At 65.9% G+C, this 25,418-nt stretch carries 20 protein-coding genes; 7 read left to right on the top strand and 13 right to left on the bottom strand.

Annotation, left to right across the window (positions count from 1 at the left end):
* The first annotated feature begins 3 nt into the window (after positions 1-3).
* Entirely contained in the window at positions 4-429 is a 426-nt protein-coding gene (locus tag ABZ004_RS18665) for a phage holin family protein (RefSeq protein WP_355681124.1), read from the top strand.
* Positions 426-764 carry a DUF3618 domain-containing protein gene (locus ABZ004_RS18670; protein WP_355681125.1) on the top strand — a complete coding sequence of 113 codons (339 nt, stop codon included), beginning with the start codon at positions 426-428 and terminating at the stop codon, positions 762-764. Before ABZ004_RS18665 ends, ABZ004_RS18670 begins: the two co-directional genes overlap by 4 nt.
* 114 nt (positions 765-878) lie before the next feature.
* Here the strand turns inward: ABZ004_RS18670 and ABZ004_RS18675 are convergent, their stop codons facing one another.
* Complete coding sequence (locus tag ABZ004_RS18675) at positions 879-1,625, bottom strand: class I SAM-dependent methyltransferase (protein ID WP_355681126.1); 747 nt, start codon at positions 1,623-1,625, stop codon at positions 879-881.
* A gap of 104 nt (positions 1,626-1,729) precedes the next feature.
* Between ABZ004_RS18675 and ABZ004_RS18680 the strand changes: the two genes are divergently transcribed.
* From ABZ004_RS18680 to ABZ004_RS18690, 3 genes are all read left to right on the top strand, one after another.
* Positions 1,730-2,611 carry a LysR substrate-binding domain-containing protein gene (locus tag ABZ004_RS18680; RefSeq protein WP_355681127.1) on the top strand — a complete coding sequence of 294 codons (882 nt, stop codon included), beginning with the start codon at positions 1,730-1,732 and terminating at the stop codon, positions 2,609-2,611.
* A 95-nt stretch (positions 2,612-2,706) separates the two neighbouring features.
* Positions 2,707-3,534, top strand: coding sequence for a SigB/SigF/SigG family RNA polymerase sigma factor (locus tag ABZ004_RS18685; RefSeq protein ID WP_355681128.1), 828 nt, complete (start codon positions 2,707-2,709; stop codon positions 3,532-3,534).
* A 93-nt stretch (positions 3,535-3,627) separates the two neighbouring features.
* Positions 3,628-4,122 (top strand): DNA polymerase ligase N-terminal domain-containing protein, encoded by a 495-nt coding sequence (locus tag ABZ004_RS18690; protein WP_355681129.1) that lies wholly within the window; start codon positions 3,628-3,630, stop codon positions 4,120-4,122.
* Here ABZ004_RS18690 and ABZ004_RS18695 read toward each other — a convergent pair.
* The 9 genes from ABZ004_RS18695 to ABZ004_RS18735 form a co-directional block, all read right to left on the bottom strand.
* Positions 4,112-4,420 carry an AzlD domain-containing protein gene (locus ABZ004_RS18695; RefSeq protein WP_355681130.1) on the bottom strand — a complete coding sequence of 103 codons (309 nt, stop codon included), beginning with the start codon at positions 4,418-4,420 and terminating at the stop codon, positions 4,112-4,114. The two genes, ABZ004_RS18690 and ABZ004_RS18695, sit on opposite strands and share 11 nt — an antisense overlap.
* Positions 4,417-5,124, bottom strand: coding sequence for an AzlC family ABC transporter permease (locus ABZ004_RS18700; protein WP_355681131.1), 708 nt, complete (start codon positions 5,122-5,124; stop codon positions 4,417-4,419). The genes ABZ004_RS18695 and ABZ004_RS18700 overlap by 4 nt, the downstream gene beginning before the upstream one ends.
* Positions 5,121-5,663: a CGNR zinc finger domain-containing protein gene (locus tag ABZ004_RS18705; RefSeq protein WP_355681132.1), complete on the bottom strand. Its 543-nt coding sequence runs from the start codon at positions 5,661-5,663 to the stop codon at positions 5,121-5,123. The genes ABZ004_RS18700 and ABZ004_RS18705 overlap by 4 nt, the downstream gene beginning before the upstream one ends.
* Before the next feature lie 84 nt (positions 5,664-5,747).
* Positions 5,748-6,392 (bottom strand): nitroreductase family protein, encoded by a 645-nt coding sequence (locus tag ABZ004_RS18710; protein ID WP_355681133.1) that lies wholly within the window; start codon positions 6,390-6,392, stop codon positions 5,748-5,750.
* A gap of 19 nt (positions 6,393-6,411) precedes the next feature.
* Entirely contained in the window at positions 6,412-7,383 is a 972-nt protein-coding gene (locus ABZ004_RS18715; RefSeq protein ID WP_355681134.1) for a penicillin-insensitive murein endopeptidase, read from the bottom strand.
* Between the two features lie 90 nt (positions 7,384-7,473).
* Positions 7,474-8,094 (bottom strand): L-threonylcarbamoyladenylate synthase, encoded by a 621-nt coding sequence (locus ABZ004_RS18720; protein WP_355681135.1) that lies wholly within the window; start codon positions 8,092-8,094, stop codon positions 7,474-7,476.
* A gap of 9 nt (positions 8,095-8,103) precedes the next feature.
* Entirely contained in the window at positions 8,104-9,447 is a 1,344-nt protein-coding gene (locus ABZ004_RS18725) for a S41 family peptidase (protein ID WP_355681136.1), read from the bottom strand.
* Between the two features lie 69 nt (positions 9,448-9,516).
* Positions 9,517-9,966, bottom strand: coding sequence for a class F sortase (locus ABZ004_RS18730; RefSeq protein WP_355681137.1), 450 nt, complete (start codon positions 9,964-9,966; stop codon positions 9,517-9,519).
* A gap of 191 nt (positions 9,967-10,157) precedes the next feature.
* Positions 10,158-10,991 (bottom strand): DUF4397 domain-containing protein, encoded by an 834-nt coding sequence (locus tag ABZ004_RS18735; RefSeq protein ID WP_355681138.1) that lies wholly within the window; start codon positions 10,989-10,991, stop codon positions 10,158-10,160.
* A 216-nt stretch (positions 10,992-11,207) separates the two neighbouring features.
* Here ABZ004_RS18735 and ABZ004_RS18740 point away from each other — a divergent pair, with 216 nt between their 5' ends.
* Both ABZ004_RS18740 and ABZ004_RS18745 read left to right on the top strand, forming a co-directional pair.
* The gene (locus ABZ004_RS18740; RefSeq protein ID WP_355681139.1) at positions 11,208-11,930 is read left to right on the top strand and encodes a hypothetical protein; all 723 of its coding nucleotides are present in this window, start codon (positions 11,208-11,210) and stop codon (positions 11,928-11,930) included.
* Positions 11,931-12,046: 116 nt separating this feature from the next.
* Positions 12,047-13,525, top strand: a complete 1,479-nt coding sequence (locus ABZ004_RS18745; RefSeq protein WP_355681140.1) for a DHA2 family efflux MFS transporter permease subunit — start codon at positions 12,047-12,049, stop codon at positions 13,523-13,525.
* Here ABZ004_RS18745 and ABZ004_RS18750 read toward each other — a convergent pair.
* From ABZ004_RS18750 to ABZ004_RS18760, 3 genes are all read right to left on the bottom strand, one after another.
* A complete protein-coding gene (locus tag ABZ004_RS18750) occupies positions 13,512-15,518 on the bottom strand; it encodes a neutral/alkaline ceramidase (protein WP_355681141.1) in 2,007 nt (668 codons plus the stop codon). The two genes, ABZ004_RS18745 and ABZ004_RS18750, sit on opposite strands and share 14 nt — an antisense overlap.
* Before the next feature lie 223 nt (positions 15,519-15,741).
* Entirely contained in the window at positions 15,742-16,032 is a 291-nt protein-coding gene (locus ABZ004_RS18755) for a hypothetical protein (protein ID WP_355681142.1), read from the bottom strand.
* Between the two features lie 14 nt (positions 16,033-16,046).
* The gene (locus ABZ004_RS18760) at positions 16,047-25,196 is read right to left on the bottom strand and encodes a LamG-like jellyroll fold domain-containing protein (protein WP_355681143.1); all 9,150 of its coding nucleotides are present in this window, start codon (positions 25,194-25,196) and stop codon (positions 16,047-16,049) included.
* Between the last annotated feature and the right edge of the window lie 222 nt (positions 25,197-25,418).

Raw genomic sequence — 25,418 nt, forward strand, 5'->3', positions numbered from 1 at the left:
ACCATGACGACCCATCCGGCGCCCGTCCGGGAAGACGACCGCATCGGCGCCCTGGTCGCTCAGCTGAGCAGGGACGTGAGCCACCTGGTTCGCGACGAACTGCAGCTGGCGAAGGCCGAATTGAAGGACAAGGGCAAGGAGGCCGGGATCGGCCTCGGCCTGTTCGGCGGCGCGGGGACGTTCGCCCTGTACGGTCTCGGCGCGCTGGTGGCGGCCGCCATCTGCGGCCTGGCGACCGCAGTACCGGCGTGGTTGTCGGCGTTGATCATCGCGGTCGTGCTGTTCGCGATCGCCGGGGTGGCCGCGCTGCTCGGCAAGCGTCATGTCAGCCATGCGACTCCACCGATGCCGCAGCAGGCAGTCGAGGGAATGCACGACGACCTGGAAGCACTCAAGGGACACGAGCCGGAAGGTAGGGCAGTTCGATGAGTGATACCAAGATGAGTGACACCGAGATGCTGCGGGCCGATCTGGAGATGACCCGGCAGCACCTGGCCGACACCGTCCAGCAACTGAGCCGTCAGCTCAACTTCCCGCGCCGCATCAAGGAGTCCGCCGCCGAGGCCGCCGGTACCGCCGCACAGCGCGCCAAGCAGGTACCAGCGATGGCCAAGCAGGTACCGGTCATGGCGAAGCAGGTACCGGCGAGGGCGAAGCAGGTGCCTGGGCAGGCGCGGCAGCATCCGCGGGCGACCGCCGCGATCGGCGGTGCGGCCGCGATCGGCGCCGGCGCCGCCGCGTGGGCCGTCCTCCGGCACAAATGAGACGTGCTCCACAAACCCGAATGAAACAAGACCCTCTGGGCACCAGAAGAACAGCAAGTATCGGTTAACCAGGCCCCGGTGTTGAGCAGACAGCACCGGGGCCGTTCCGTGCCCTCAGCGCCGAATCGCGACCATCAATGCGTCGTTCCCGCGCCGCCAGACCACACCGGCCCGCTCGAACTCGTTCCGCCGCAGCAGATCGATATGCCACCCCTCGCGCTCCATCAGATCCCCACTCCAGTGCGCGAACACCTTCTGCCGCTCATCCCAGAGCCCCTCGTACGCCGGTACGCCGTACGCCCGCCGATACCAGCCATCACAGTCCTCCACCCCATCCCGGAAGCCGGCCTCGAGATGCTTTGCGTGCAACGCGTCCGCCGCCGCCCGGAGTACGGGCTCCGCGATCGGGAAGTGGTCCGCGTTGGCGAAGACCCCACCCGGCCGGAGGAGTCGCGCGACCCCGGCGTAGACACCGGCTAGCGCGTCCGCCGGGAACCAGTGCATCGCGGTCGCGGTGAGGACGGCATCGAAGCCGGCCTCGAGCCCGTCGGTCCAACTTGGTTCGGCCAGCTGTCTCGCCATCACCTGGACCCGCGGCTCGTCGGCGTACGCGTCCCGCGCCAGGTCGAGCAACAGCGGGTCGATGTCAACGGCAACTACTTCTGTCGCAGGGAACCGGTTCAGCACGCGGCGGGTGATGGAGCCGGGACCGCAGGCCAGATCGAGCACCCGGGCAGGCGATCCACCGGTCAGTTGCTCGACATGATCAAGCATTAGTTTGAAACGGAGTTCGCGATCCGGGGCGTGGATATTCTGCTGGTCTTCCCAGGTCGACCGGAGGTCTTCACGCAGTGTCGTCATAGGAATCACGTTGAGTGCGCTGAGCCCTCGACGTCCAACACACAGTCGCACTAACGTCACAGTCTCTGGTTATCGCTGCAGGTGGGAAGGTTGCACTAGACGTCATGGACGTTGATTTACGGTTGGTCCGGTATTTCTTGGTGATGGCGGAGGAGCTGCATTTCACTGCGGCCGCACGTCGGCTTTATGTGTCACAACCGGCGCTGAGCAATCAGATCCGGCGCCTGGAGGCCCAGCTCGGGGCCCAGTTGTTCGAGCGTTCGCCGCGGGGAGTAACGCTGACGGCGGCCGGCGACGCCTTCCTGCCGCACGCTCGCGGCGCGCTCGCAGCGATCCGCTCCGGCGTGGCCGACGCGACTGCCGCGGCCGGACGGGACCAGGTACTCCGGATCGATGTGCTCCAGACCGATCTGGCGACCCCGCGTGCCGTGCTGGCCAGGCTGCGCGACCGGCTCCCGTCGCTCCGGCTCGAGGTGAGCAGCCGCGGTACCCGCGATCAGGAGCGCCGGCTGCTCAGCGGCGAACTGGATCTCGCGCTCTGCGGCTCCACCGCGCACTGTCCGGAGGGAGTCGCCCAACGACTGATCCGGCGCGAGGCACTCGGCGTCGCACTGCCGGCCGATCACCCACTGGCGGCCGCCGAGTCGGTCGCCGTCCGGGAACTGACCGGCGAGACGCACTATCTACCGCGCGACGACTTCGCTCCGGAGTGGAACGAGTTCGTGCTGGCCTGCTGCCGGACGGCCGGCTTCACCCCGCGCCGGCATCCCGCAAGCACGGATGGAACGAGTTCCGCGCTCGAACTCGTCAAGGCCGGCGAATGTGTTGCCGTCGGTTTGCTCTCGACTCCGTATCCCGACGGCGTGGTGGTCCGCCCCCTGGCCGCCGGCGTCCCACCGTACGGATGGTCCTTGCGCTGGCGCGATTCTGCGCGGACGCCTGCGGCGGCCCTCGCAGCATTGCGCAATCTGGGCCCGGATGCATAAGTTCGTATCCCGTAGGGTAGGAATGACTCCAACAGATATTGACCGCGGTCCAGACATGTGCCGCGCCGTGACTCACAGTCGCGAGGTCAAGAATCATGGTTACCGCACTTGCTAGCAGCACCGTCGACGAGCAGTCTGCACCGAATGATCCGAAGCAGCGCCGCGACCGAGCCACCCGGGCCCTGTTGGCCCAGCGGGCCGGCTCCACGAACGAAGCAGAGCGTCAGTCCCTGCTGGAGCAGGCGATCGAGCTCAACCTGGGCATCGCCCACAGCATCGCGAGCCGGTTCCGCGGCCGCGGGGTCGAGTCCGACGACCTGGACCAGGTCGCCTACCTCGGCCTGCTGAAGGCAGCCCGTAGCTACCGGCCGGACACGGAGACGCCGTTCCTGGCGTACGCCGTACCGACGATCCGGGGCGAAGTGAAACGGTATTTCAGGGACTGTTCCTGGACCGTGCGCATCCCGCGCCGGCTGCAGGAACTGCAGGGCTCCATCGCGGCCGCCCGGCCGCAACTCGTCCAGGATCTGCAGCGTGATCCGACCCTGGAAGAACTCGCCGAGGCGATCGGTGTCGAGGTCGGCGAGGTCGAGGCCGCCATCGCTGCCGACGGCTGTTTCTCCGTGCTGTCGCTGGACCGTCCGATGGACGGCGAGTCGACCGCGAGCCTGGCGGACACGATCGCGGACGAGGAGGACGGCGCCTTCGAGCGCACCGAAGCGGTGGCCGTCCTCGAACCGGTGCTGAGCGAGCTGGCACCGCGCGAACGCCGGATCCTCGAACTGCGGTTCATCGAGGGTCACACCCAGGCCGACATCGGCGCCGAGATCGGTGTCAGCCAGATGCAGGTCTCCCGTCTGCTGCGCGGCATTCTCGACCGGCTGCGCGACCAGATCGAGCCTCCCACCGCTGCAGCGGCCTGATCGCCCTCCCGATCACCGGCCCGCAGCGCGCCCGTGGTGGTCCGCCGTAAGCTTGTCTGTACGGTGGACCACCAGCGGGGAGGCGTTGCTTAGATGCCTAGGGCACCTATTTTCGTGGTCCAGCTGCACGATGCCCGGCGCCTGCACTACGACTTCCGGCTGGAGGTCGACGGCGTCCTGAAGTCCTGGGCCGTACCGCGCGGACCGTCGCTGGACCCGACGGTGAAGCGGCTGGCGGTCTTCACGACCGACCACTCACTCGAGTACGCCGGGTACGAGGGTGTGATCGCCGGCAGCCAGTACGGCAGTGGCGCCGTGATCGTCTGGGACGGTGGCGTCTACCAGAACCTCACCCGGGACAAGCAGCGTCCGGTCGACCCGGCGACCGCGATCGATCGCGGTCATCTCAAGTTCCGGCTGCAGGGCGTCAAGCTCAACGGGATCTTCGCGCTCACCCGGACCGAGCGCGACTGGCTCCTGGTCAAGGTGCGCGACGACGACGCCGACCCGCTCCTCGACCTGACCGTCACCGAACCGCAGTCGATCCTCAGCGGCCTCACCATCGAGGAGATGGCGGCTAAAGGCTGAGCCGGAGAAGTGCCGTCACGACGATTCCTCCGGCGACGGCCGCCAGCATCGGAACCTTCGGAGTGACGCTCAGCCCGCCTGCCGCACCGACGCCGACCAGAGTCGTCCAGTCGACATCCCGCCAGCCCGCACCGCCGAGATCGGTCACGATCAACCCGGCGAGGAGGACCGGAGCGGTCAGCGCCGTGACTCCGACCACCCGGGGTGGCAGCTTCCTGCTGCCGATCACCAGCGGTGCGCTCCCCTTCATCAGCCAGCTGATCACGGTCAGCATGAGTACTGAGAGCCACATCTTCATTCCTGCTCACCATCCTTGTCCGGCAGTGCGCCCTTGTCCGGCTGTACGCCGAGGAGCGCGGCCGCGGTCGCGCCGAGCAGCGCGTAACCGGGCGAGGTCACGAACAACAAACCGGCCGCCACCGCCGCACCGATCAGTCCCGCCAGCAACGCCCGGGACGAGCGCCGCACCTCGTCGATCGCGAGGATCACGAAGAAGGCCGGGAAGGCCACGTCGAGACCCAGCCGGTGCATCAGGTCCGGGGCCGGCGCGATCACCGCTCCGATAGCGGTCCCGCTCACCCAGCACACCCACTGCACCAGGCTGGCGCCGAGCAGCCGGCGTACGTCGTACCCGCCATCGTTGCGGTGGGCAACGACGAAGGAGGCGTCCGCCAGCGCCTGCGCCTGGAGCGCCCGGGACCACCGGCTGCCGCGCAGACTCTCGTTCAGTGCAAGGCTCATCATCAGGTAGCGGGCGTTGATCAGTACGCCCGCGGTGACCGCGGCCACGGCGGATCCGCCGGCCAGGGTCGACAGCAGCGTGAACTGGGCCGATCCGGAGAACGCGAACATCGAGAACAGGACCGGCAGGCCGAATCCCCAGCCACGGCTCCGCGCCTCGGCGCCGAACGTGAGCGCCAGTACGAAGCACGCACCGGCAGGCCCGAGACCCAACCGCATCCCTTCCAGGAAGGGTGCCTTCTGCTCCGCGACGACAGTCATGAGCTACGCACCCGTTCGTAGTGCCGCTTCGCCCGGGCCCGGTTGCCGCAGTCCGCCGAGCTGCACCACCGCCGCGAACCGTTCTTGCTGCGATCCAGGAACAGCCAGCCGCAGTCGTCGTCCTGGCACTCGCGCAACCTGGTCAGGTCCGCACGTTCCAGCAGTCGCGCGGCGGCCATCGCCAACGTCCCCATCAGACCGTCGACCTGCCAGTCGAGCAGGCGCACCAGATCCGGAGCGGATGGCTCGGCGGTGTCCATCGCTTCGACAATCAGCCGGCGCAGTGCGTCGAGGTCGGCCCGCGCAGGTCCCTCGCCGCGAGCCATCGGCCGGAGTACGCGGTAGGCGATCTCGCGCAGCCTGGTGACATCTTGCAGCGGTGTGTCACCCGGACTCAGGCCGACTGCGGCACACCAGTCCGCGAGGTCCACTCGGGTGCTCAGCCGGTCGATCCGGCGTGCGCCGTCGAGTCGCCACGAGACCGTGTTCACCAGGTCCACCAGCAGGTGGCCGCCGATCAGTTCAGGTTGATAGCTCATCGTCATCACCTCTTCTAACAACCTAAAATGACTTAGCTTGTTAGGCGAGGCCAGGCGTGTCGTAGCAGCCCTGGCGTGGCCGGCCTACCAGGTGTCGATGTGCAGGATGTCGTCGAGTGGCCGCCGCGGGGCCGGCTTGAAGGTGTCGCCGGTGTAGTAGGCGGTCGGAAGCAGCACGGACTGCCGGATGTCCTCCGGCAGTCCGAGCAACTCGGAGATCTCCCGCTCGTAGGTCATGTGGAGCGTGGTCCACGCAGTACCGAGGCCGCGAGCCCTTGCTGCCAGGCAGTAGCTCCAGGCGGCCGGCAGGATCGAGCCCCAGATGCCGGCCTGGTTGCCCGCGCCCAACGACTTCACCTGCAGGCACGGGATCACCAGGACCGGCACCTCGCCCATCCGCTCACCCAGGTACGCCACACTCGAGCCGACCCGCTGCTGCACCGGCGCGCGATCGGGATCATCGGCGTACAGGCGCCCGGCTGCACCGGAAGACTCCAGATAGGAGGCGACCGATCGGCGGTAGTACTCACCGATCGCTGCGCGCTTCTCCTGGTCCGTGATCACGAGCCAGTGCCAGGTCTGCCGGTTGCTCCCCGACGGAGCTTGGAGCGCGATCTCGATGCACTCCTTGATCAGCTCCATCGGCACCGGGCGGTCCAGGTCCAGCCGCTTGCGGACGGTCCTGGTCGTGGTGAGCAGGTCATCCGGAGTCAGGTCGAGTGTGGTCACGGGCTCCAGTTTGTCTTTGTCAGCAGACGTAGGTCGAGTTGGGGTGCACCTTCTCGCAGTACCGGATGTGCAGGTGGTTGTCGTGCCCGGGCCAGTTGGCGGTCAGGCCCTCGTTGATCAGGGTCGGGTCGTTGAACCAGATGAACTTCACGTGGCCGGGCGCTGCTGCCCGGACTGCTTGCACCAGTTGACGGGTCGCCGCCCGGTCGTACGTCGAGGACTCCCAGGTGATCCGGCCGGCGGTGCACTGGGCGTTGTCGGTGCGGATCGGCCAGATGTCGATGTCCATGCCGTTCTCGTGGCTGGCATGGCCGGGAATGTCACCGCCGTGCTCGAACCCGGCGTCGCCGTACCCGACCTGACCCTGGTTCGTGCTCGCGAAGGACCTGGTGGCCGCTTCCAGCTGTGCGACAGCGGCCGCGGCGGCCCAGTTCGCGGCGGTGCCGTTGCCGTCCGGGTCCTGGTCGCAGAGGTTGGCGGTGAAGTCGGGATAGTCGTAGTGCCAGGCGAGATTGCGCCAGGTGATCGGGCCGACGATCCCGTCCGCGCCGATGCCGGCATGGGTCTGGAAGGCGATGACGGCGTCGCGGACCCCAGTACTGAACACGCCGTCGACAGCGAGGTTGAGGCGGCGCTTGGCGTTCAGCTCGACCTGGAGCGCCTTGACGGCGGCACCGGTGTCACCGGACCGGATGGTCGGGACGAGCGCACCCCAGGTCGCCGGACCGACGATGCCGTCGGCGCCGAGGCCCTTGGCGGTCTGGAATGCCTTGGCGGCCGTCACGGTGGCGGCGCCGAAGACGCCGTCGGTGGGGTTGGTCTGGCCGTTGGCTTGCAGGAGGTACTGGATCGCCAGGGTGTCGGCGCCGCGGTTGTTGAGGCTCTGGGTCGGGAAGAAGGCGTTCGCGTAGGCCTGCGCCGGGCTGGGCAGCAGGCCGATCAGGAGGACGAACCCGGCGAGCGCGGGGCCGAATCGCTTCAAGGAAGGCACGATGATCTCCGTTCGGGGCGGTGTCCGTGAGTCATTTCCCTCTCGGCGACACCTTCGGTCAGATTTTTCCTAACCGCAAGCCCCGGCGCCCTACTCGAAGGGGCTGGGATCTCCTGCCCCGATCCGGACGACCTCCGGGACGTCTTCGGAGAAGTCGATGACGGTGGTCGGCTCGGTACCGCAGTCGCCGGAGTCGACCACCGCATCCACCTGATGGTCGAGCAGCTCCTTGATCTCCCAGCCCTGCGTCATCGGCTCCTCCTGGTCGGGAAGCAGCAGCGTCGTCGACAGCAGCGGCTCGCCGAGCTCCTCGACCAGCGCCTGCGTGACCACGTGATCCGGAATCCGCACCCCGACCGTCTTCTTCTTCGGATGCAGCAACCGGCGCGGAACCTCTTTGGTCGCCGGCAGGATGAACGTGTAGCTGCCCGGGGTGGTCGCCTTGATCGCCCGGAACACCGCATTGCTGATGTGCACGAACTGCCCGAGCTGGGCGAAGTCCTGACAAACCAGGGTGAAGTGATGACGGTCGTCGAGATGCCGGATCGTCTTGATCCGATCGATCCCCTCCTTGTTCCCCAACGCGCACCCGAGCGCGAAACAGGAGTCGGTCGGATACGCGATCAGCCCACCCCCGCGCACCAGCTCGACCACCTGCCCGATCGCACGCTTCTGCGGATTCTCAGGATGCACATCGAAGTACCTAGCCATCCCCAGACCCTAGCGGCCTTCCTTCAGCAAGGTGAGTGCGGTGGCGAAGGCGGTGTCGCGGTGGTGGTTCAGCTCCTCGGGGGTGAAGACCGGGACCCGGATGTCCGGGGGAATGCCAGGACCGTCGAATGCTTTCCAGTCGAGGGTGCGGAACTCCTCGTTGGGAAGGATGTACTCCCAGCCGTTCGGCAGGGTTCGCTGGAGGGTGTCGGAGAAGACGCCCTGGGTGTTCTGCCCGACCCGGATCGGCCGCGGCATCCGGTTCATCATCGCCTCGGTGAAGGTCTCACCAGCGCTCATCTGCGACCCACCGGTGAGGATCACCAACGGACCGGCGTACCGGCGGCGGTTGGAGGGCTGGACGAAGAACGGCTGCGGCTTGGTGAACCGAGTGGGATCGGCGGGATCGTTGCGCGCTCGTTTGAAGTAGGCGAAGAAGGGCTTGTCCGTCAGCCGACTCGCGACGTCGAGGGCGAGTTGATCGGAACCGCCGCCGTTGATCCGCAGGTCGAGGATCAGCCCGCGGAGGTTCTGCGCGCCGGCCAGCGCCTGGTCGAGGGCAGCGTTCAGCGCGGTTCGCTCGGCGTTGTAGTCGGGGATGTTTCCGTACCCGAGGAACGCGATGATCCGGAGATACCCGATCCGGCCCGGCAGGCCGGCGTACCCGATCCTGTCGTTCGCGTACGACGTGTAGGTGATGCCCTTGAGTGCGGTGCTCTCGATGTACGGCCTCAGCCGGGCCTCGAGCTCCTCGCTCGGGAAGGTGGTGCCGGGGCGCACGCCCTCGTACAGCTTCCCCTCGGGCGTCCGGACCGCGGTGTGCGCATCGTTGAGCGGCCGGATCATGTCCGCAAGGAGGCCGAACAGCGCGTCGTCGGACATGCCGGGCGTGACCCGCTGCCGGTACTTCGCCCGCACGGCGTTCCAGTCGATGCCCTTCGCCTTGAAGAACGGGTAGTTCTCCGCGTAGTCGGTCCAGAACTGGTCGAAGACTGCTCGCGGCCCGGTCGGCCCAGGCTCCGTGCAGGTCCTTGGAAGGGCACGCAGCCGGCGAAGGTTCTTGTCGCCGACGTTGCCTTCAACATGCAGGCGGTTGGCCGTGATCGTGAAGGCCTGCTCACCGTTGGCCGTGAACCGGTTGCCACTCTGCCGGTAGATGGTGGGTGTCGAACAACTGATGCTGGTAGTCGGGTAGACCCGCGCCTGGCCTTTGTCGATCGCGAGGACCAAGCCATAGCCGTCCGTCTGCCAGACCCCGTCCAGCGAGTCGGTTGCCTGCGCCGCCACCGGGCCCACGAGTGGAACAGCGATCAGACCGGCGGCCAGGCCGACTCGGAGCGTCTTTGAGTTCATGCCGGCAACTCTCGCCGGACCGAGCGGCCGCCTCCATGGAGCTAGACCCCCAACCCGGTGGTGCTACCTCTACCTGGCCAGTCCCACCGGGGTCGCTGTTACTACCAAGTTTTCTTCGTAGCCACCTTTGGAGCGGTCATAGGCGCCGGTGCAGGTAATCAATACCAACTTATGATCACCCGTTTGATTGAATGCGTCGCTGCTGGTCGCAAGTGCATTCTTCGGTACTTCGGCGATGGAATCGATCCGGTACGCCGCGGTGTGCCCGCCGTCTCCGGTCAGAACAACGATTTCCCCGGCTTTCACCTGACGTAGCCGGACGAAAATGCCAATACCCTCCGTCGCCGAATCGACGTGACCGGCCAGCACCACCGCCCCGAACGGATCACCTGCCTCCGCGCCACCGTCCCACCAGCCGACGCGCTGAACCTCCTCCGGCACCCGCAGTTCGCCGTTCACCGTGCTGGCCGGGAGCACCGGCGCGCGATGTCCTCCGGGCAACACCACCTCGGTCGGCACGAAGCGCACCCGTTGACTGGCGGCCGGCGTACCGACTCTGCCGGGCAGCACGGGCAACCCGGGCGGCGACGCAGACTGTCCGACAGCCGGTACGCCGCCGCCCTCGCCAGGAGTCGGAACTGCCTGGTTCACCTGCGCGGCACACCCCTCCAGGGCCACGCACGAGAACAGCAGTCCGAGCAGGATCCTCCTCAGCGACGCACGACCTTTCGTACGGTCAGGATCGATGCGACGACCAGCAGCAGACCGACCAGCACGATCGGCTCGTCGCGGTTCATCAGCCTGGCGGCCTGAGCACCGGTCCCGGCGTTGATCAACCCGGCGGCCTGGCCACCGGTCCCGGTGTTCACCAGATCCGGCTTGCCGGACCCGGACCCGGGCAGTTTCAGCGACGTCACCACGACGTTCATCGTCTTCGAATCCGGCTCACCGATCGCGAAAACCCTGGTCAGATAGCCGGCTTTGACCGGCAGCGCCAGCGGCCCGAGAACGACCGGCGAGGTGGCGCCGGCCGGCACGATGTCGACCGAATAGGTACCGGCCGGAACGACGACGTCGAGCGATTCACCGTTCGCCACGTTCGCGAACAGCACCTTGCCGTTCACCCGGATGTCGGCCGGTCCGACCGCGGCCGTGTGCGCGACCCGGAGCGCGGCCTTGTCCTTCGGAATCCCGGTCAGCTTGTTCGCGTAGCTGGTGATCACCGGCGCCGCGGTCGGGGAGGCCGGCCGATGGATGACGACGTCGAGGTTGCTCTCGGCACCTACCGTGACGACCCGCTCGATCACCACCTTGCCGCCGTCCCTGGCGGTTACTTTCCGTTGCCCGGCGGCGATCTCGAGCGGGCCGACCACCTCGGCCCCCTTGACCCCGCGGGCCACCGTCCGGCCGTCGATCGAGATGTCCAGGGTCCGCCCGGGCAGCCCCTGGACGACGTGCACGACCCCCTTGCCGGCGGCATCAGCCGGTACGGCGAGCAGCACCGAGGCACCCGCGATCATCACCGCGAGCGCGCAGGAAATCACCCTCAGATAATGCGGACCTCGGATTCTCGAAATCATTCTGCCGATATTCGGAACTGATTCGACAACCCTCCGGAATGACCTGGACACGCTCTGCCTCCGCATTCCTGCCCCCTCAAAAATGACATTCAGAATAGGTTTTATCGTGCGAATTGGGGCGTATCGTATGCGGAAGTCGATCCGGCCGCCAGAGGAAGCGTCCGGGTCTTTGGGGGACCGATGTCGCTGTCCAGAGGAATCGCACTCGTCGCACTGGCAATGGGGCTGGGCGCAGCTACCGCATGCTCGAACGGCGACGGCGACGGCGACGCCGGACCGACCGCACCGAGTCCGGGACACCTGACCGGCGGCGGTGCCACCGCATCGATCCAGGCACCGCCGACCCCCGAGGGGCCGGGTCTGACCGCACCGGGGATCCGGCTGGCCGCAGTACCGAGGGGTGACGGAAGCTTCGACATCACCGAGGACCTGGTCGCGCGGAGTGCTGTCACCTCCTTGCCGTTGCGGCTACCCGATTCCGGCGAGGAGTTGCCGGGGATGATGACGGCGACCAAGCCGACGGTGACCGACCTGACGGTGATCGCGGACGGCGATCCGGTCCCGGTGGACCAGGCCGTGGTCAGTGGGCCGCGCGATCTGCCGATGATCACGGCGCCGACGCGGTTCAAGCTGACCTACCGGCTCCGCGGCTCCGTCGTACGGCGGATCCCGTCGACGACCGGGCGCGCCTCGGCCGCCATCAAACCACTGACGTCCGAGCTCGACGGCACGCTGCCGACCGACCTGGTCGTCTCCGGCGGCGGACTCCAGAACGCGATCTGCCCGTTGCTGACCGAGACCCGGTGTGCGGTCGGCGAACCACCCGGCATGGCAGTCCAGCAGGGCATCCCGGCGAGCCAGGCGCTCGCAGTACTGCAATTGGATCTTCCACTGCAGCCCTAGTGTCCTGAGTCGGAGGGTCGTGCTTCAGCTCCGGTGGTCAGGTGCGTGCATCGTGCCTGGGCGCCGGAGATGTGCACGAACCTCCGACTCAGGACACTCGCCCCTACGCTGTCCCTATGGTCGATGCAGAGGATCGGATCGCCTTCGGGACGGCGCGGGGCCGATGGGTGCTGGCGGCCACTGCCCTTGGTTCCGGGATGGCGTTCCTCGACGGCACTGTCGTGAACGTGGCGCTGCCTGCGATGGGTTCAGATCTCGACGCCGGTATCGCGGGGCTGCAGTGGATCGTCAACGGCTACATGTTGATGCTGGCGTCGCTGATCCTGCTCAGCGGCTCACTGGGCGATCGGCTCGGCCGACGGCGGCTCTTCGTGGTCGGGGTGATCTGGTTCGCGCTGGCTTCTCTTGTCTGCGCGGTGGCGCCGACCCTTTCGGTGATGATCGCGGGCCGGGTGCTGCAAGGCATCGGGGGCGCGCTGCTGACTCCTGGCAGCCTGGCGATCCTGCAGACCAGCTTCCGGCACTCGGATCGCGGCAAGGCCGTTGGCGCCTGGTCCGGGTTGACGTCGGTCGCGGCCGCGGTCGGCCCGTTCGTCGGCGGCACGTTGGTGGATCACGGCTCCTGGCGGCTGATCTTCCTCATCAACCTGCCGCTCGCCGCGGTGACCGTGCTCGTGGCGATGCGGCACGTCCCTGACACCCGCGACGAAACCTCCACCGGCAAGCTCGATCTCGGCGGCGCTTTGTTGGCCACGATCGGCTTGGCGGGGTTGACGCTCGGGCTGATCTCGGCCGGCGACCGCGGCTTCGGTGATCCATTGGTACTGACCAGCCTCGTGATCGGGGTGGTTGGGTTGGCGGTCTTCGTGGAGGTCGAGCGGCGCAGCTCCCATCCGATGCTCCCGCCCGGCATCTTCAAGAACGTCCGCTTCACGGGCGCCAACCTGGTCACGGTCGTCGTGTACGGCGCCCTGGGCACCGCCACCTTCTTGGTAGTCGTCTACCTACAAACAGCCCTCGGGTACGACGCTCTGCGCGCGGGCGCCTCGTTGCTCCCGATGACCTTGCTGATGCTGGGCCTCTCCAGCTACGCAGGCAGCCTCTCCGAGCGCATCGGCGCCCGAATCCCGATGACCGTAGGCCCTGTCCTGATGGCCGGCGGGTTCTTGCTGATGCGCCGAATCGGCCCGGGCTCTTCTTATTTTGCTGACGTTCTCCCCGCGGTCGTCGTCCTGGGACTAGGACTCGTCTGCACAGTCGCACCTCTGACGGCGACCGTTCTCTCGTCCGTGGAGGACCACCACGCCGGCATAGCCTCCGGCGTGAACAACGCGATCGCTCGTTCCGCCCAGCTCATGGCAGTCGCCGCGATCCCCCTAGCCGCAGGCATCACCGGCGACTCCTACCGAGACCCGGTCTCCTTCAGCCACAGCTTCATGACCGCCATGTGGATCTCGTCCGGGCTGGCCGTCATCGGCGCAGTACTAGCCTGGGCGACGTTGGCGGATCGCCGCCCAGCACCCCGCCCACCGGTCCCGATCCACAGCCACCGGCACTGCGCCTTGGAGTCCCCGCCGCTTACTAGCTCACACTGAAGGTTCGTGAGGTGCCGGTGAACGGGGTGATGGTTCCGTTCACCGCCTTCGAATCGCCGTGGTGGACGATCCGGTAGGTACCGGGTGCATCGGCCTTCCAGGTGATGGTCGCCTTCGAATCGGCCGGTCCGGTCCGCTCCCAGCGATACGTCGTACCCCAGTCTCCGTCGTCGGCAACTCGTTGCCATTGGCCACTTGTGAGCTTCTGGACTTCGAGGAAGGTGCCGTTGCGGTGCAGGTCGTTCTTGGGGTGCCCGGTCACGAAGGAGACAGTCACCGTCTGATTCACCTGGTACGCCGGGGCCGCGTCGGTGAGCACCTGGCCGAACGACTTGAACGGCGGTGGGCTGTCGAACACCACGCCGGTCTGCAGGTTCAACTCAGCCGTAGCCGGTGTCGGCGGATGCGTACCAGCCGGAACCTGTACGCCGGTCTTCAACGCCTTGGCCAGGCCGGCAAACTCCTGCTGATAGGCGGGCAGCGTGTACTTGCCGAATAGCGTCGACCCGCCTTCGTACTGCTGGAGCTGGTACTCCTCCGGCGTGGTGACGTACTGGCTGTAGGCGTTGGCATAGCCCTGGATCAGCACGTTATCGAGCGGGACGTTGAGCTCCTGGGCAACTGTGCGGCGGAGACGCAGACCGGCCACGATCGTCAACTCACCCGGCACCGCGACGAGATGGAACTGGCCGAGCTTGACGAGCTGGATCGGCACGATGTCCGGCGTCGCCTGCAGCATGCCGGTCGGTACTGCGGGTGCCTTCGGCGACTGGCAGCTGATCAGCCACGGCGGCACATCCACCTTGAACGGCTTGAGCAACTCGAAGAACGGATTCGTCACGCCTTCGGGGATGATCGCGATGCCCGGACCGTCCTCGACACTGCCGGCCAGCGTGGACACCCCGACGACGCCGGTGCAGGTGCGATGCGGCTGACCGTCGGGCGTGTACCGCGGGTCCACCTGGACGGACGACATGTCGACATAACGCATCCGCGCATCGATGCCGCCGGTGATCGTTGCCCTCGGCCCGCTGTACGCCTGCTCCGCCGCGTCCACCTGGCGCTGACCGATGATCCGATCGTTCTCTACCGGATCCTCGGTCGGGCCGGAACCCGGCCTGAGGTTCAGGTTGGGCGACATGTCTCCCGCGTTGGTGTTCGGGAACGCCGCCACGAACCCGTTGCGATTGTCGTCCAGATACCTGACGCCCTTGCCGTCGTGCTCCCACCGGTAGGCGGCGTACCCCTTGTTGTCCGGGCTGATCAACGTGTTCTCGTTGGTGATCGAGGTCGGGTGCGTCGCGAACCAGTTGATCGCCCCGACGTCCTGCCCGTTCTGCTGGAACCGCAGCACGGTCACCGCCGGATCGATAGCCTGCGGAAACGCCGCTTTGTCAGGCGCCGGATTGGCATCGAACGCTACTCGTGACCTGTTCACGCTCGCGTTGGTCAACTGACTGCGACCCAAGCTGATGCTTCCCGGCTTGAGATCGTCGTTGGCCTTCACCACCGCCTCAACGATCCCATCCACCGTCGCATCGAACGCCTGCTTCTGAAACCCCAGAATCGACAAGTTGTACGCCAGATTATGCGACTGCCCACCCGGCCCCGAGTGCGTGTGCGTAGCGTTCAGCAACACGTTCCGCTCGTTGTACAACCCCCCGTACTTCGCCTGCAACTTCGCCAGCACCGCATCATGCTGCGCCTGAAAAATGCTCTGCAGATCAGCGTTGACATACGCCACCCGCTCCCCACTCGCCCGGTCCACCATCACAAACGCCCGAGCCCGCAACCGCTGCTGAATCCCCGAAGTATTCTGCCCAAACTTCGAATACCCCATCATCCCATTCTCAGCCGCCGGCCCCGTGATATCAGAGATCCCTCTCCCCACGAGGTACTCCTCCGCATCCACCGCCGCCGCCTGCCCCGCAACCGTCACCCCCGCAGCGACGACCCCAAGAACCACCAGCGCAACGAACGGACGACGAGTCATCGCGACCTCCCTCGAAGCTGAACAACCTTCACTTCTACCGGAGAGTACCGGCCTGATCGCCGTATGTGAAGCACGGACCAGGGGCCACCTAACTGGATCCCCAGCACCCTCGCGCAATCCAGCCGGGGAAACCACAGTTGGTCGAGCGGTCAACGTTGGTTGAATCATCGAAGTCATGAATGCAGTTCACAACAGCGACCGCAGGACGGCGCCTAGACGCGTTTCAAGAATGAAGTTTAGAGAAGTCCGTGAAGCCCGAAATAGCCAGCCGCTCCACCGCGGCCTCGATGTTCTCGCGAGTGACCGTCTCGACGACCAGAAGGTTCGAATGAGGAAAGAAGCCTCTTTCTCGAATCTCGTAGGCGATATCCTGAGCAAGTCTGAAGGTGTCATATGCCGCAAACTCAATGGCGCTGTCGGCTACTAATATTCGGATACCGCCAAGGTACCCCTTCGCCTCTACCTCGTAGGGCACGAATCCCTCTGGCAACACCAGTGTAAATTGAATTGACACCCACAAGCTCCCGTCTACCTCGTCCGGATCTTCGCAAGCTCCTCAGCATACCGCTGCGGGGTCAGATTTGCCCCAGGAGCAGGCACGATCTCAAAATGATGCTCATTTCTGCCTCTCTGGATTATCCTAAGCGTTCTTGGAAATGTCTCCGGATCAATTCGATGCGGCAGGTACTTCTCGGCGAGCTCGTTGGCATCGTCGAACACAGAGACTCCATGCGTCTCCTTTACAAAGCCGGTCTCCTTGTCAACTTTGTATTCATGCGGCTTCGGTTTAAAGGTAAGCTCCTCATCACGCGCCCGACCTCTGAAGCAGTTTCCGGGCTCTGCCTTTCTTTGGCAATCCGGGTCTGCTCCGCCGCCTACGGCGCCAGCTCCGGCGGTAGATGACTGCGCAGGCTTGTCGCTTCCTCCTTCTAGGGCTTCGGCTAGGAGGCCGGCTTGGGGGACGAGGCCGGTGAGGGAGGGCCAGGAGATCTTTCCGAATCCTGGGGGCCGGTCTACCTGGCTGAGGACGGAGGCACCACCTGCCAGTGCGATCGCTGCGCCACCCAGTTGACCTGCGGTCAGGCCGCCGGTGGTCAGGGTGCCCCAGGCGCTGAATGCTGCGCCGGCGGTGCCGACTACCACACCCTTTGCGGCGACGGCGGCCTGGTAGATGGCGGCTGTCTGGCCGCGGATGTCGTCGACGAAGTTCCAGTTGCCGCCGCCGAAGGGATTACCTCGGGTGAAGAGCGGACCGCTGACTCCGGGCGCGTTGGGCTGCGGGTTCTTCTTGAGGTCTCTTTCGAGGTCCCTGCGAGCCTTGATGGCCGGGTCCGGGGGCGGCGGCGGCTTGGGGCGATGGGTTGATTCGTCGCCGTTGCCGTTGTCGTGATCAGGGCAGTCGGCGAAGGCGTAGCGACCGGCTGCGGCATTGAGGTAGCGGTTGTCGCCGCCTCCGCGGCCTGAGCGACCTTGGGTGCCTCCCATGCCGTTGCTTCTCGGCAAGCCGTCAAGGGTCCAGTCGAACCACGGCTCGGTGTCGATATTGCCGTCCGGTTCGCCGGGCATGTAGCCCAGCGGCACATACGGTGGCGGCCACCTGTCGCCCTCATCCGTGTCGTGGCCGCCGTTTCGGGTCGGCTTCGTTCCTGGGGGTGGGGGCGGCTCGACGATCCGCTTGTGCGTTGTCTTGCAGGAACTGTTGCCGGTGGGGTCGGTGTTGGTGAGGGGGTTGGCGTCGCCGTAGAGGTACTTGTTGGCGGTGACGGAGTCGCCTTCGGAGTACGAGATCGTGTCGCGGGAGGTGAAGGTGCCCGTGTCGGGGTCGTACCAGCGGGCACCCATGTTGGCGTCGCCGGTTGCTGGGTCGTTCCAGTCGCCCTGATAGCCGACGCCGTAGCTGAGACCGCCGGCAGCAGCGACCTTGCCGAAGGGGTCGTAGGTGCGGGAGTCAGGAAGAGCAGCCAGTATCCCATCGGCGGGGTCGAAGCCACCGACGACATCACTGTGGCTGTCGGACATCGTCAGGCGCTTGGTCGTGCCTTGCCCGATCGAGAGGACATCGTCCCCTGCACCGTGGCCGTAGACCTGGGTGCCGTCGGCCACTACCTCGTCGCTGAACCCGGCGTACTGCATCGTGGTCCCGTTGCCGGTGACCGGACGGTCCACACCGTCGTACTGGTACGTGCGACCGCCCTGGGAGATGACCCGGTCGAAGGCGTCGAACGACGTTGAGTCGGTTGTGGAGCCGGTCGTCTTCGACAGCAGCGTCCCGCGCGCGGAGTAGCTGTAATCTGCGGTTCCGTCGGTGATGAGGCGGTTACGCTCGTCGAAACGGGCCGTCTTACCGTCGGCGGAAACCCGGTTGCCGGCATCGTCCCACCCGTACGACGTGGTCTTGCCGGCACCCGTCCAGCTCCTCAGCCGGCCGGCGTCATCGTAGGTGTAGGTGTTCGCGCCGGCGCCCTGTACGCCGGTGGTGGTCTTGCCGATCAGGTTGTCGGAGAGGTCGAAGCTGTACGCGATCGAGCTCACCGTCGTACCGGCGCTGTTCTTCAGGCCGTCCGACTTCAGCCGGCCGAGTTCGTCGTAATCGAAGGTTCGGGTCCGCCCGAGTCCGTAGTTGATCGTCTTCGGAGCACCCGCGCTGTCGTAGCCGAACGTCTGCGCGGTCCTGGTGACTGAATCGGTGACCGAGCTCAATCGGCCCTTGGTGTAGCCGAAGTTCGCAGTACCGGACGCGTCGGCCCGTTGCACCAGCGATCCGTCGGCGTCGAAGGAGAAGTTCGCTGAGCCAGAAGGACCGGTCGCCGACAACAACTGCCAGCGATCGTTGTAGGTATAGGTGTTGTCGGCTCCGATGCTGTTGATCGAGGTGACCCGCCCCAGAGCGTCGTACCCGGCCTTCCGGTCAGCTCCCTGGACGCCAGGTCCCGAACCGGTCTCAGTCGTGAGCCGACCCGCGGCGTCAAAGGTCCGGGTGCGATTCACTCCCCCCGGCTCAGCGAGTTTGACGGCGTTTCCGGCGACGTCGTACGACGTGGTCCAGGTGCGGTCCGCTGCGGCTGGATGCGCCGCTGTGGAGGGTTCGATCACGGACTCGGTGAGGCCGAGGGTGTTCACGGTCGTGTACGTCGAGTTGCCGCGGCCGTCGGTGTAGCGGGTCTGGTTGCCGGCGGCATCGTAACCGAACGTGGTGGTGATGGTCTGGGTACTCGATGTCGGTTCCTGCTGGCGTACCAGCTGGCCCAACGCGTCGTAGGTGTAGCTGACCGTGCCACCGACCGGCGGCTTCGCTGTCAGAAGGTTGTTGTCGGCATCGAAGGTGTAGAGGCTCTTCCGCAGCTCGTTCTGGGAGGCATCCAGGTCGGTGCTCTGCACCACCCGGTTGGCCAGGTCGTAGCCGGTCAGGGTGGTTCGGCCGAGGCCATCGGCCGATTCGATCTGGCGGCCGAGGAAGTCATAGCCGAACTGCCTGACCACGTTGGAGGGGTCAACCACCTTGATCGGCTGCCCGATCGTGTCGTACGTCGTGGAGCTGGTCGCACCGGACGGCGATGTCGTCGAGAGCAGCCGGTCGCCCTCGTCATAGCTGAACTTGGTCGTGAAGTTGTCCGTCACCGGCTTGCGCTCGACCTGCGTCGCCGTGATCACCCGGTCGAGGTCGTCGTACGTCGACTCGCTCACGCCACCCAGCGGATCCGTGGTCTTCCGGAGCCCTCCGTTGCCGGTGTACTCGTACCGCCAAACTGCGCGATCATTGTTGGTGCCAAGAGGAGCATCGCGCAGAACCACCCGGTTCTGCCGGTCGTACCCGAAGCGGGTCTCGGCCCCGCGCGGGTCGATTGTCTTCAGCACGTTGCCGTTTCCGTCGTACTCCACCTTCGCGTTCGGCGTGACCTCAGAACCGCCTGGCGGCGTGTACGTCGGACCGGTGGTCTCGACCGGCAGCCCGAGCTTGTTGTAGGTGGTGCTGCCGACGTTGCCCAAGGCGTCCTTCGTCGACACGACCTCGCTGTAGGCGTCATATCCCACGGTCGTGACGGGAGCTGCCGTGAACGCCGGCTGCCCGTTCTCCTCGATCTGGACCTTCGGCTGCGTGATGACGTCCTGGCGCCCCAACTCGTCGTACCCGTAAGCGGTGGTGAAGTCCGCCTTGACCGCGCCGGCCTCGTTGCCGCGCGGCGAGGTGACGCTGGTCTGCAATGCACGCTGGTCGTAGGTCCAGCTTGTTGTCAGCCCGCGGGTACTGTCCAGCCAGACGGTCTGTGAGGTTTGGCGCCCAGCAGTGTCATAGACGTAAGTGGCCTTGCGTTGCTGCCCGTTGACCGCCCAGTGCGAGTTCGAGTAGTTGCCCGTTTCAACAGTCGACTGAATCTTGCCACCGGGCTCGTAGGTCATCGTGGTGGTCCGGTTGACACCGCCGGGGTCCACCGTGCTGGTCTTCACTCGGCCGGCCCCGTCACGGGTGTAGGCCGTCGTGGTCTTGCCGTCGTCGGTGACCTGCTTGAGTAGATTGCCGGCGGCGTCGTACGTGTCCGTCTCGAGGACGAAGTCGGCCGTGGTGCCGTCCACCTTGTGGAAGGCCTTCAGCGTCTTCGACTTCAGCAACCCGTCGCCGTAGTACGCGTACTCGACGGTCCGGCCCATGGTGTCGGTCTCGCGAGCCATCCGCCCGACAGGGTCGTAGCCGATCGACCGCATCACCTTGTAGCCGTCGTCACCGGTCGAGTCGGCGTCTCGCAGACGGACTTCAGTGAGCTGGTTGCTAGCGGAGTAGGCGTATTCGTACCGGTTGCCGTTGGCATCCGTCATCGACATCTTGTTGCCGAAGGCATCGTAGCTATAGGACGCCTCGTTGCCCGCGGCATCGGTCTGCCGCTCCAACCGATTCCGGTCGTCGAAGCTGTACGCCGTACGGCGCGGATCCCCTCCACCGAGGACGTCAACGGACTCTTGGGCGACCAGGTTGCCGTCGTCGTCGTACGACAGCGTGACCTTCTGCTGATGCTTGTCCCCGGTTACCTTGTCGGTCGTCACCGGGCCGGTCGAGGTGGCCAGCCGGGACGCCAGGTCGTAGGTGAAGGTCGTCGTGACCCCGTTCGGTTGCGAGTCCGACGTCTGCGTCTGGCTGATCTTGCGGCCGACGGCGTCGTAGGTGAACGAGGTCTTCAGCCCGGTCGGAGCAGTGATCTCAGCTATTTGGCCGGTGGCGTGGTACGCGTACGTCGTCACTCCGCCGCGCTGATCGGTCGTCGTCCGGATCAGGCCGGACGGCATCAGCCCGGTCGGCCCGACCTCGGAGCCGTCGGTGTAGGTGTTCCTGACCCAGCCGTCGTCGGTGCTGGTCTGAGTGGCGAGATCACCCTGCGGAACGTAGGTGTAGACGGTCCTGAAGGTGTTGTCGGTCGGCCCAGCCGCCCGGCCGTCCCGGAACTCGGTCGGCTTCGACCACCGCGGATCCAGCGGATCGGTCAGTCCCGTCGTCGGGAACGTCGTGTAGCTGGTCTGGCAGTCGGTGCTCATCCGGCAGGTGGTCTTCGACGTGTTGTTGCCCTTGCTGTCGTAGCTCAGCGTCGTCGATTCGCCGCCCGCGTTCGTCGTCTTCGTCAGCTGACCGGACTTGTCGTACTCGTAGCTGCGGACCGCGATCCCGTCCAGCGCATGCCAGTCGAAGATCGGATCCTGCGCCCCAGACCCCGGCGTCACGACGCAGAACTGCGGATCGCCAGGGTCCGGGGTGTTGCAGTTTGACGGCGTCGGGGTTGGGGACGGCGCCGGCGGCAGATCCTCCTCGCGTGTCCCGAGACCGTTCGGTACGCCGGCGCGCAGCATCCAGCCGCCGATCCCGTCGTACTCGTAGAAGAACCGCCGGTCGGCAGGGTCCCGGACCTCGACCGTGCGGCGAAGGTCGGCGGCGCCTCCGGTGACGGCCGGCGTACTGATCTTCCACAGCCCACCGTTGTCGTCGGTGAACTGCTTGATCCGTTCCGTGCTGGTGTCGTAGGCCGCGTCCTCGGCCACCTTGCCGCTCGGCAACGTGACGGTCGTCAACTGATTGGCGGCGTTCTTCCCCAGCTGGTAGTGCGCGGCGACCTGATCGGCCGACAGCGGCCGCGAGTACAGTGCGACCTCATCGATCGCCCCCGTCAGATAATTCCGGAGCTTGGTTCCCCAGCCAGGCCAGGCGCCTGGTGCGACAGCGAACGCCGCACCGAGTTGGTTGCTCACCATGTTCGCGTGGTCGACGTTCCGGCCGGTGATAGTGCCGACCTGGGCGCCGTCGACGTACAGGGTCTGAACGGCACCGTTGGAGGTGAGCGCGACGTGGTGCCAGTTGCCCTCGTCCACCGGATTGACCGAGGCCATCGGGGCAGCCGCGCCGTTCCAGAACTGCCCGCGCAGCAGGCCGTCCGTGCCGACGTACAGAATCGGCATACCGGTGGTGGATGTCCCTTCGACGCCGGCGTTCTGATACCCGAGCAGCGGGTTGGTGAGACCCTTGGCAAGGATCTTGAACCACATTTCGACGGACTGGTTCCGGTTCTTCCGGATCGCCCCGTTCGGCAAGGTCACGTACGACGGTGCGGTGGCTCCGCTGAAGCTCGCGGCCGTGTCGCTCGACCCGGTGAGGGCACCAGCAGCATTGTTGGTGACGCTCTTGTAGGTGCCGTTGTCCTTGCCGAAGTTGGTGAACACCTCGCTCGCGGCAGGGTTGGCGTCGTCGTTCAGGCGGTAGTACGACTCCGGCTGCGAATCAAGGATCGAGGAGCGATAACGCGATCCCGGGGCCGAGCCGTACGTCGTGCATTTGCTGTCCGGACCGCAGACCGAGGTGAGGATGTCACCGGAGTAGGAGTAGGTCCACTTCAAGGGGGCGCCGTTGACCGGAGCCGTGCTCACCGTGGCGACGTGGGCGCCGTTCCAGGTGAAGGTCAGCGCCTGGTTGTTGCCCTGCTGGCTGGTGACCTTGATCAGCTTGCCGTCGCCGCCGTACTCGAACAGCATCGGCTTGCCCCAGCGACCCTTGATCTGGGTGAGCTTGCCCGACACCGAGAACGAGTAGGTGTTCGCACCGCCGTCCTTCAACGTCCAGGTGCTGATCGTACTGTCAAAAGTCAACTGGGCCTGACGATTCGCCGGACCGACATAAGTCCCGTTGGGGTTCTTGCCGAACCGCACCTGCTGACCGTCGGGGTAGTTCGCCAGCACGCTCCCGGCCGGCTCGACTACGAGCCGCAGGTCGTACCTGCTGGACCAACCGGCGCCGAACACGCCCGTCTTGCGTGGGTCGATGCTGTTGTACGTCCGAGCCACGTTGAGCTCGGGGCCGGCGACCGGGATCGTGACGTCGACGGCCGAGGTCAGATGGTTGCCCATGTTCGGGTCGAACGGCTGGGCACCACTGCCGTACGGCGCATTGGCCAGCCGTGACGTGATCGCGGGCTGCGGTACGTCGGTGAGCAAGGCCATCCTGGCCGGCGCGACCGGCGATACCGTGATCCCGCCATTGAGGTCCTTCGCCATCAATCGCCAGGCATACTCCTTGTTCCAGGACAGCTTGCCGGCCGGAATCTCGTAGTTACCGGCCGCCGAGTACGCCGAGCTGAAGCAACCGACGTACGTGCCCGCGCTTGTCTTCTCACAAACCTCGAAGCTGTACGTAAGACTGGTCGACGGAGCGTCGATGTCGAACGCGCGTCCCCACAATTGGGGCGTGAGCACCTGGGTCCGATAGCCGTTGTCCGGCGACAGCTGGTCGACGACCGGAGGCAGATTGCGGACCTCGATCAGAACCTCTGCAGGGGTGACCTTCTCCGTACTGAAGTCAGGACCGCCAACCTTGGTCAGCGAGAAGTAGACGCGATACTGCTTCGCGCCGGTCGGGCCGGCCGGCATCATCTTGACCAGCGCGTCGAGCACAACACTGCTACCCCGCGCCAGCGTGGTCGGCAGATTCGCGCCGCGGTACTGGTACAGCTGGTTCTTGTTGACGTCCGTGACAATCGTCTTCAGGTAGTACTGCGACGGCGCCCAGTCGAACGCGCTCACGTTCTTCACCCGGACCTGGATCTTGCCGTCCTGGTTCTGCAGCACCGGCGGATTCGGCTTGCCGAGCACCGTGTACGACGCGTTGTACGGCGAATGGGTGACGAAGAGTTTCGGCGGATTCGCTCTCGCCGTACCGACGAACTTCTTCCACGCACTGCCGTCGTTCACCGGAGCTCGCAGTGAGATACCCCGGTTAGCGTTCGGATCGTTGACCCAGCGCTGGACCATCTCGGCTCCGGCAGCGCCAAGGTTGAATCCCACCGGAACCGTCGTGCACTTGGTGGTGGTGGAACCACTCGCAATGTAGCCCTGGGCAAAGGACTGCGAGGTCAGCGCGGCACCGACTGTGGGCCCCGGGTAGCTCAGGCTCATGCTTGGCGCCCAGTTCGCAGTGACCGGGTAGACGGTCACCGGACGCGGGGTACAGGACGGCGCAGTGATGCTGCTGACCTGCAGTTGCGCCCCGTAGATGGTGTTGAACTTCAAGGAATCGACGTTGAACTTCATGTACGCCGCGGAACGGTTGCCGTCCTGACTACCAACCATGAAGTTGTCGTCGCCGAGATAGCTACCCGAGTCCCGGACAGTGACGGCCTGGCCGGCATCGACGTGCAGTTCGGTGACAGTCGGGTCGACCCGGATCGGGAAGATCCGCGCTGGGTCGTCCAGCCAGCGTCCGTCCAGGTCCACCTTCAGCGCCTGCCGGCCGCCGGCCTGAACGAGGCGGTAGGTCACACCGCTCGAGGTGGCGCCTTTCCGGTCCACCATGAACCCGGCCGGGATCGTTGCCTTCTCGTTGCCCTGGGCATCGACCAGTGCGATCTCGGGGCCGTGCAGCCGCGCGGTCAGTCCGTCCAGGTGCAAGGGGAACATGTAGGACCGGGTCGCCGCCAGTGAGCGCAGTACGACAGTCTCTTTCAGGCCGCCCGGCTGTGTGGTGAGCTCCAGGTCCGCGCCGGGAGCGAAGCCCGAGTACCGGACCGTGTCGTCACCCACCGGCGTGCCCGCGGCTCCGTTGGCGCCACTCACCGTCCAGCCAACCTTCTGCCCACCGGCCAGTGTGAGCTCGGCGATCGGCTGGTCCTCGGCCGCCTTCGCGGAAAGCGTCGAGGTGACGCTGTCTCCGGTACTACGCCAGCCCGCAGCACCGGTGATCGCCGGCTGCCTGCTCAACGTCGTACGGGCCGGTGCCCAACTACCGTCCGGACGCTGGTAGTTGGTGGGGGACGTCGAGATCGTGGTGGTCTCGGTGCCGTCCGCGTTCGCAAAGGTCGACCCGTAGCGGCTGCGCTTGCCCGGAAGCTCTTTGCTGGTCCTGGCGTCAAAGCCTTTCACCGGCTGACTCTTCGACGGCAATATCTGGATCGCATTGGCCGGCGTACCAGGTTTTGCCGGCTGCAGCTCCGGATAGCGCGCTTTGAGACTCGTCGGCACCGTCTTGTTGAGGTTCTCACCGATCACGTGCGGCTGGTTCGCGGCAGAGCCCTCCCGCTGTTCGGGGGCCGGCTGCGCCTTGTGGTTCGACGGTCCGGCACCGCCACCGCTCGGCTGCCCGGTCGCCGCGGTGCCGTAATCGGCAGCACTCAACGGCACGGCAGCGACGAGAACGAACGCCAGCCCTTTGCTCATCCACCGAAGGGCAGTGGCCTGCTTGCGGGCGCGCGACAGCGATCGGGCCATGTGAACTACCCCCAGCGAAGTGGACTTCCTCGTCCCCCGAGTCAGTCAACGGGACGGAAGCTACACGCTCTGAAAACCGCTGCCTAGCAAGAACGCCCGCACTTGCACGTTGTTGCAGAGGCCTCATTGCAACTTCTTGCAATCCGGCTACTCATGATCAACGGACTCGGG

The organism is Kribbella sp. NPDC006257 (assembly GCF_040613535.1).
GTDB lineage: Bacteria > Actinomycetota > Actinomycetes > Propionibacteriales > Kribbellaceae > Kribbella.

Excerpts from the sequence above, each read along its gene's own strand:
- ABZ004_RS18665 (WP_355681124.1), top strand. The coding sequence starts at position 4 with ATGACGACCCATCCGGCGCCCGTCCGGGAAGACGACCGCATCGGCGCC.
- ABZ004_RS18670 (WP_355681125.1), top strand. The coding sequence starts at position 426 with ATGAGTGATACCAAGATGAGTGACACCGAGATGCTGCGGGCCGATCTG.
- ABZ004_RS18675 (WP_355681126.1), bottom strand. The coding sequence starts at position 1,625 with ATGACGACACTGCGTGAAGACCTCCGGTCGACCTGGGAAGACCAGCAG.
- ABZ004_RS18680 (WP_355681127.1), top strand. The coding sequence starts at position 1,730 with ATGGACGTTGATTTACGGTTGGTCCGGTATTTCTTGGTGATGGCGGAG.
- ABZ004_RS18685 (WP_355681128.1), top strand. The coding sequence starts at position 2,707 with ATGGTTACCGCACTTGCTAGCAGCACCGTCGACGAGCAGTCTGCACCG.
- ABZ004_RS18690 (WP_355681129.1), top strand. The coding sequence starts at position 3,628 with ATGCCTAGGGCACCTATTTTCGTGGTCCAGCTGCACGATGCCCGGCGC.
- ABZ004_RS18695 (WP_355681130.1), bottom strand. The coding sequence starts at position 4,420 with ATGAAGATGTGGCTCTCAGTACTCATGCTGACCGTGATCAGCTGGCTG.
- ABZ004_RS18700 (WP_355681131.1), bottom strand. The coding sequence starts at position 5,124 with ATGACTGTCGTCGCGGAGCAGAAGGCACCCTTCCTGGAAGGGATGCGG.
- ABZ004_RS18705 (WP_355681132.1), bottom strand. The coding sequence starts at position 5,663 with ATGAGCTATCAACCTGAACTGATCGGCGGCCACCTGCTGGTGGACCTG.
- ABZ004_RS18720 (WP_355681135.1), bottom strand. The coding sequence starts at position 8,094 with ATGGCTAGGTACTTCGATGTGCATCCTGAGAATCCGCAGAAGCGTGCG.
- ABZ004_RS18725 (WP_355681136.1), bottom strand. The coding sequence starts at position 9,447 with ATGAACTCAAAGACGCTCCGAGTCGGCCTGGCCGCCGGTCTGATCGCT.
- ABZ004_RS18740 (WP_355681139.1), top strand. The coding sequence starts at position 11,208 with ATGTCGCTGTCCAGAGGAATCGCACTCGTCGCACTGGCAATGGGGCTG.
- ABZ004_RS18745 (WP_355681140.1), top strand. The coding sequence starts at position 12,047 with ATGGTCGATGCAGAGGATCGGATCGCCTTCGGGACGGCGCGGGGCCGA.
- ABZ004_RS18750 (WP_355681141.1), bottom strand. The coding sequence starts at position 15,518 with ATGACTCGTCGTCCGTTCGTTGCGCTGGTGGTTCTTGGGGTCGTCGCT.
- ABZ004_RS18760 (WP_355681143.1), bottom strand. The coding sequence starts at position 25,196 with ATGAGCAAAGGGCTGGCGTTCGTTCTCGTCGCTGCCGTGCCGTTGAGT.